This window comes from Faecalimonas sp. LCP19S3_D12, assembly GCF_052121495.1.
Lineage (GTDB): Bacteria > Bacillota > Clostridia > Lachnospirales > Lachnospiraceae > Faecalimonas.
The window spans coordinates 38,353-44,352 of sequence record NZ_JBQKED010000028.1 but is presented as its reverse complement, the minus strand read 5'-3'; the positions used below and the strand labels follow the sequence as shown (position 1 = coordinate 44,352).

General features: G+C 55.1%; 9 protein-coding genes. 1 reads left to right on the top strand and 8 read right to left on the bottom strand.

What is annotated here, in order from left to right:
• Positions 1-276: 276 nt before the first annotated feature.
• Positions 277-477, top strand: a complete 201-nt coding sequence (locus ACTQXY_RS09855) for a hypothetical protein (RefSeq protein WP_002596235.1) — start codon at positions 277-279, stop codon at positions 475-477.
• 64 nt (positions 478-541) lie between these two features.
• Here ACTQXY_RS09855 and ACTQXY_RS09850 read toward each other — a convergent pair whose 3' ends face one another.
• The 8 genes from ACTQXY_RS09850 to ACTQXY_RS09815 all read right to left on the bottom strand — a co-directional run bounded on the left by ACTQXY_RS09850 (position 542) and on the right by ACTQXY_RS09815 (position 5,953).
• Complete coding sequence (locus ACTQXY_RS09850; protein ID WP_002596234.1) at positions 542-736, bottom strand: transposon-encoded TnpW family protein; 195 nt, start codon at positions 734-736, stop codon at positions 542-544.
• Positions 737-750: 14 nt separating this feature from the next.
• The gene (locus ACTQXY_RS09845; protein WP_002596233.1) at positions 751-1,593 is read right to left on the bottom strand and encodes an ATP-binding protein; all 843 of its coding nucleotides are present in this window, start codon (positions 1,591-1,593) and stop codon (positions 751-753) included.
• Positions 1,590-2,324, bottom strand: a complete 735-nt coding sequence (locus ACTQXY_RS09840; protein WP_087325174.1) for a replication initiator protein A — start codon at positions 2,322-2,324, stop codon at positions 1,590-1,592. The genes ACTQXY_RS09845 and ACTQXY_RS09840 overlap by 4 nt, the downstream gene beginning before the upstream one ends.
• Before the next feature lie 132 nt (positions 2,325-2,456).
• Positions 2,457-2,843, bottom strand: coding sequence for a cysteine-rich VLP domain-containing protein (locus ACTQXY_RS09835; RefSeq protein WP_002596231.1), 387 nt, complete (start codon positions 2,841-2,843; stop codon positions 2,457-2,459).
• The gene (locus ACTQXY_RS09830; protein WP_002596230.1) at positions 2,833-4,458 is read right to left on the bottom strand and encodes a relaxase/mobilization nuclease domain-containing protein; all 1,626 of its coding nucleotides are present in this window, start codon (positions 4,456-4,458) and stop codon (positions 2,833-2,835) included. The genes ACTQXY_RS09835 and ACTQXY_RS09830 overlap by 11 nt, the downstream gene beginning before the upstream one ends.
• On the bottom strand, positions 4,430-4,828 hold the full coding sequence (locus ACTQXY_RS09825; RefSeq protein ID WP_002596229.1) for a plasmid mobilization protein: 399 nt from the start codon (positions 4,826-4,828) through the stop codon (positions 4,430-4,432). Before ACTQXY_RS09825 ends, ACTQXY_RS09830 begins: the two co-directional genes overlap by 29 nt.
• A gap of 497 nt (positions 4,829-5,325) precedes the next feature.
• A complete protein-coding gene (locus ACTQXY_RS09820) occupies positions 5,326-5,538 on the bottom strand; it encodes a helix-turn-helix domain-containing protein (protein WP_002586615.1) in 213 nt (70 codons plus the stop codon).
• Positions 5,531-5,953 carry a sigma-70 RNA polymerase sigma factor region 4 domain-containing protein gene (locus tag ACTQXY_RS09815; protein WP_002586616.1) on the bottom strand — a complete coding sequence of 141 codons (423 nt, stop codon included), beginning with the start codon at positions 5,951-5,953 and terminating at the stop codon, positions 5,531-5,533. Before ACTQXY_RS09815 ends, ACTQXY_RS09820 begins: the two co-directional genes overlap by 8 nt.
• Positions 5,954-6,000: the final 47 nt, after the last annotated feature.

Genomic DNA, 6,000 nt, shown 5'->3' with positions numbered 1-6,000 from the left:
CAATCTCGGATAAAGGGCGGTAATGAGGTTTTGGGTGGCTTGTCTTAACATAAAATCCTCCGTTTCCGACAGCCAGCCCCACTATTCCGTGGTTTCATTGTACCACGGAACGGCGGGGGCTGTACAGCGGCAAAAGCGTTAAATTTGCTTCTTTACAGCTTTTCAATTTTCCGATTTTTATGGTATGGGTTGTCGTCCCATATTTGCAGTAGAAAAGTTCATAACTCCGTGGTATACTCTGATTTAACAAAAAAATCAGAAGTTAAAGGAGAAAACATGAAGTATACAATAGATGAATTAACCGCGGCCAAAAGGCAAATTGATTCAACTCTGCACAAGCTAAGAGAAACAGTAAAAACATTTGAATCAAAGGATAATTCCGAGCGTTATAAATCACAAATCACATTGGCAAAGAGAAGAATAAAAGCCTTTGAAATTGCAAATTATTTTATAGAGAATGAGATTAAGAATTGCTAAAGCACTTCCGATTTTCGTTCCAGCGGTCATGCTCCCTGGCATGGCCGCTTTTCCATGCCCCGGTTCACGCCGGATAAGTCGGCTCCTGTGTAGCAGCGGCTTCCGCTTCCAGTACCCGCGCCATTTTGTCGGCGGCTGTGGTTGTGGTGTCTTTCTTGAAATAGCCGGACACGACAAGGACGGAATTGCCCATGCGGATTTCCGTCACACAGTCAGGGCGGCGGGTGGTGCGGGTGTCGTGCTGCTTGTTATCTGCCATAGGCAATACTCCTTTCAGTCGGTAATCAGTTTCTTCATGCTCTCCATTTTCCGCTTGGCGGTTTCCTGCCGGAAGTTGTCGCCGGTAAAGCGTACCGGGACGCACATGGAAAGCAGGCGGTCATAAATCCGGGAATGGGCGGTGTCCTCCGGGTTGTGCAGGTCGTCCAGCGTAAGGTTGGTCGTGACGATCAGCGGCTTGCCGCTGCGGTAACGGCTGTCAATCACATTGAACACCTGTTCCAGCCCGTATTCCGTCCCGCGTTCCATGCCGAAGTCGTCAAGGATCAGCAGCGGATAACGACAAAGGCGGGAAATGTACTCGTTGCGCCCCTCAAAGCTGGCGGCAAGGTCATTGAGGATAAGAGCAAAGTTCGTCATGCGGACGGGGATTTCTTTCTCCATGAGGGCGTTTGCGATACAGCCTGCAAGGTAGCTTTTGCCGGTGCCTACGCCGCCCCAGAACAGGCAGCCGATATTGTCTGTCCGCATATCTTCCCAATGCTCCACATACCGGCGGGCAAGCCCGGTCTGCGGGTTCCTGCCGTTGTCGTTCTCGAAAGTCCAGTCCCGCATGGTGGGGTCGGTAAAGCCCCGGCGTTTCAGTTCTTCCACGGTGTCAAGGTGTCTGCGCCGCTTTTCGGCGGCTTCCCGTTCCTCGCGGGCGGTTCTCTGGCAGTCGCACTCTGCCGGGTGGCGGTCGCGCCCGAAGATAGCGGCCTTATCCGGCGCAAAATAGGCTTCTTTCGGCTTGCGGCACTTGCCGCAGTACAGTAAACCGTCCTCGCCGGTGTAGTCCTCCGGCTCCGGGATGGTGGTCGTCATATTCTCCAAAACCGCGTTGATTTCATTCTTCATAAACTCTCGCCCTCCTTGCATGAGTAGTCTGGTATGCCCTTTTTAGGGGCTTCCTTTTTGTCGTTCCCCGCCCATATCCGCAGGGCGGCGGCATAGTTCTGGTAGCTTTTCCCGTTGGCGGCAAGGTAGCGGCTCATTTCCTCGATGAACCGTTCCAGCCTGTCAGGGTACTCTGCCTGCAACTCGTCGTATTCGGTCTGTGACAGAAAAATATTTCCATATCGGCCATAGGGCGCGGACGGCCCCCCACTCACTCCCTTTGTTTGGCTCTCTGTAAGGTTGTTTATAGTAGTTTGGTTAGGGGACGGTTTTCCGACCATCATAAGGTCGGTTTTCTGACCATCAGTAGGACGGTTTTCCGGCTCTATGAGGGGCGGACTTCCGGCCATCAGTTGGTCTGAAAACTGTACCTGTGGCACTGGCGGTACTTTGACATAAAGCCGGTTCGGTGCGGAGAAGCCGCCCCGTTCCCGTTCCAACAGCCCCGCCGTGTCCAGTTCATTAAGCGCCCCCTTGATGGTGGTGCTGCCTTTATCCAGTATTTCTGCTATCTCCGCGATGGGATAGATAATATAAATCCTGCCCTCGTCGTCCAGCCACTTGTTTTTCTGGGAGAGGGTGGAACGGTCTAACAGCAGCGAATACAGCAGCTTGGCGGTCTGTGAAATCTCCATTTTCAGCAGGAAACGGGGATACGGCAGATAGGCGGGCAGCCGCGTGTCTGCCCTGATATAATCAGCGATAGGATCACCTCCCTGTGTTCGGGTTGATTTTGGCGTATTGTCACGCATTAAAACGCCGTTTCCGGGGGAAAAGGATAAATGTATCGCGTACCCTTTGACACCCACGAAAAAAGCCTTGATTTATGCGGGTTTGAAAGGCTCTAAAGCGTGACATCTCTGCCTTTGTTTCCGCTTTCTCTCGGCGGCTTTGATTTTCTTCATGCGCCCGGCGCAGTCGGGGCAGTATTTTCCCCGGTTGGATTTGGGGACAAAGGCCGCCCCGCAGACGGCACACCGTTTCCGGCTTCCCCGGCACAAGAGGGCTGCGGCCAGCTCCCCGTCAAGGGGCAGGACAGCCACACGGAACCAGTGGCACATGAGGGAAAAGGAAATGCTCTGGACGCACACGCAAGGCTCCCCGTCGTCCAATAGCAGGCAGTTCCCCTCATCGTAGTTACAGCACTCATGTACCAGCCGCCGCGCCCGCCGGTGCTGGCGGTAGTCCATGTGGGGCAGGTTATCGCTCATGGCTCTGCTCCTTTCTGCGGTGCGGCTCGTCCCGGCGCAAAATCTGGTCGATGTTCCGCTTGACGGTCTGCAACTCCTTGAACCGCTGTTTCTGTTCGTGATAGGTGTTATACAGGCCGTCTTTCTCGGAGATAAGCTGCTCGATCTCGGCCTGCAACGCTTTCCGGGCGGGCAGCTTGGTAATGCCATGCGCCTTGAAATACCGGGCTGCTGCGTCGGCTATGATAAAATCGCTCTCATGGGCCTGCCGGTATGCGGCGCGGGCTTTCTCGGATTTCTGTGCCCGCAGCCCGTCGCGGGCGGCCTTGGTCTGGGCGTAGGCCAACACCTGCCGCTGCAACTTCTTTTTCCCTTGCAGCTTCGTTTCCAGTGCTTTCAGTTCGCCGCTGGTCTGGCGCATTTTCTGATAGGCGGTGTCAACGGCGGCTTCTAACTGCTCCGGGGAAGTAAAGCCGTATTGCTGGTAGACGGACAGCGTTTTGGCGGCCTGCTTCAGATTGTGTATCTTCGCCCAGCGTTCATAGCCCCGGCCTTTGCCCTCGGCCATTTTCTGCTCAATGTCCACAAGCCGCTGCACTCCGTCCTGTTTCGGGGCGGCTATCTCGGCTCTGGCAACCTGCAAGCGGTCTTTTATGGTGCGTGGGGGATCGGGGGATCTGGCTGGCGCTTCGGCTGCTCTGGCGGCGTTTTGCTCTAAAACGGCAAAGACAGCGGCGCGGTCAAAATCGTCGCCCAGCTTCCGGGCGGTAATTGGCTTTGTCCTGTCCGGCGTGAGGTAGGAAAGCCGCCCCCGGCTCTCCTTGACGGTCACACCCTCCTGCAGCAACAGAGAGGAAAACTCGTCAAAGCTGGCGGCGGTGGCAAGGGCTTTCCGTAGGGTCTGCCGCAGCTTCTCCTTGTTCGTTTCAAACTTGGTCTGCCGGGGCGTGATACTATCGGCAATCATGGGGGCGTTCTGCTTGTCCAGCGCGGCCTGTCCCTTTTTCTGCGCCCAATACTCCCGGTCGGTGACGCGGTTCTTGCTGCCGTTCAAGAGGTCGATTTGATAAAGCCCCTCCCGGTGGCACATCTCCATGACTTCGGATTTGAAGTAGCGCAGGGCAGCGTCGGTACATCGGTGCTTGCAGCCGACTTTCGTATCGGCCGGCCTGTCCATGTAGGGCAGGAACGGCACTTCCTCAATCCGCAGGCTGTTTATGACGATATGCACATGAATGTTGCCGCTGTGGTTATGCCCGTCCGGGTGGGTGCAGACAAGGGCCTGGTGGCCGGGAAAATGCTCTTTACAGAATTGTTCCCCCAACGCCTGCGCCCGGTCTACGGTCAGGCCGTTGTCCGGCCCGTCCCGCGGGTCAAAGCTGATGATGTAGTGGTGGCTTTTCACATCTTCCCGCCGCTGGTTTTTCTGATAGCGGAGATTGGCCCGCATACACGCAACGGCAAAATCCTCCCCGTCGCAGTTCAGCGTGGACAGCCGGTAGTCCTCGCGGGGGATAAGCCTGCCGGTTTCATCAAGGACGGGCTTCATGGTAAACTCGTCATGCTCAAAGAGAAGATATTGCTCGGCGGCTCCGTAGTCGGCGTTTTTAGAGTTGATATGCTTGAGTGTTGCCAACCGCGTCACCTACTTTCTTGAGGACTTCATACTTGAGGACGGCAAGGTCGGATATGGCGGCGCGTACCTCGCCGGAAAGGGTGTTGTAGGGTACGCCGTATTCGTTCAGATACCGGGCAATCTGATTGAGGTTGCCGCCGATCCTGCCGTACTCGGCTGTCAGCTTCCCGACAGCGGAAAGCAACTCGTCATTGACCGACGACACATGGACAACCGGGCGTATGGTCGCCCGCCGTATCGCCTGCCGGAGAAATTCGGACTGGCTGATACCATAGGGCGCAAGCCGCGCTGTGAAGTCGGCATACTCATCTTCGGACAGCCGGGTTTTCACAACGCGGCTGCGGTGGGGCGTGTTGTATTTCTTTCGCATGGTGTGACCTCCTTTCTCGCCCGTAAGGGCGCATGAGCAGGGTTTGGGGAAGGCACTCCCCAACAAGTTTCCCGCGAGGGGCAAAACTGCAGAATTGCGGATTTTGGCACCGTGGTAGAAACTTGCTCTCCGTGACTGCAAACTTTCTCTCACTTCCGTCCGCCACTTTTTTGGAAAACTGCAACCACAAAAGTTTGTTTCTCTTTTTCTGCTACTACTAATCCTGTAAAGGGCATTCCTGCCCGCTTTCGCTAAAATGACACCGGACGCAGTGGTTTCTACCCGGTGTTGGAGAAATCCTTTCTCTTTGCCCTCTACTACGGGTAAATGCTCCAAATGCCAAACACCAGGGCAGAAAAATTCCCTCCTCGCTTACTACTACAACCGGCAGGGGGCAAAATGGCCGGGAGCGGAGCCGGACAACAAAAAAAGCAGTAAATCTTTTTCAAGACTTACTGCTTTCGCTGGCCGCGTCGGTGGCGGCTGGTATTCAGTTTTTATGACTTGTCCGGTGGTTCGTCAAGCCGGAACTTGAATTGACAGTCAATTAACCGCTGCTTTACATAGTCCTCCACCTCGGCGTTGACCTGCCCGTTCACTTTTGAGAAATAGCGGATATATCCGGCGTAGTGGAGCAGGACAGCGTTCACGGCTTCTGGGTCGCCCTCACGGGCTTTGAGGATTGTTTCATAGGGGAGAAGTCTACTCATACCGGCTCACCCCCATTTCTTCGCGTAGCCGCTGCAAGGCAAGCTGGATATGCCGCCCCGCTGTGCTGCGTGACCGGCCAATACACGCGCCGATCACGCGCTGCGGCTGGCGCAGAAAGTAATAGCGCAGGATTTCTTCCCGCGTCTGCTCCGGCAAAACAGAGATCGCGTCGGCAAGGGCGGCGTTGCAGAGCAGGACGGTCTGACCGCAGACGGTAAATGGGTATTCCTCGTCCGGCTCCGACGCGGCAAACTGGACAAACTTCTCGTTCATCAGATAGTCAAGGGAAACTTGCCGTTCCCATTGCCGTTTAAGCTTCAAAATCTTGTCCAAGGCGGCACAGCGGATAACAGTCTTGCAAAAGGCGTTGTACCTGCGCTGGATATATTCTTGATAGGCTATCTGGTCGGTCATGGAAATTCCCCTTTCTGAATAATAGTGCGGGGCGGTGGCACTTCTTG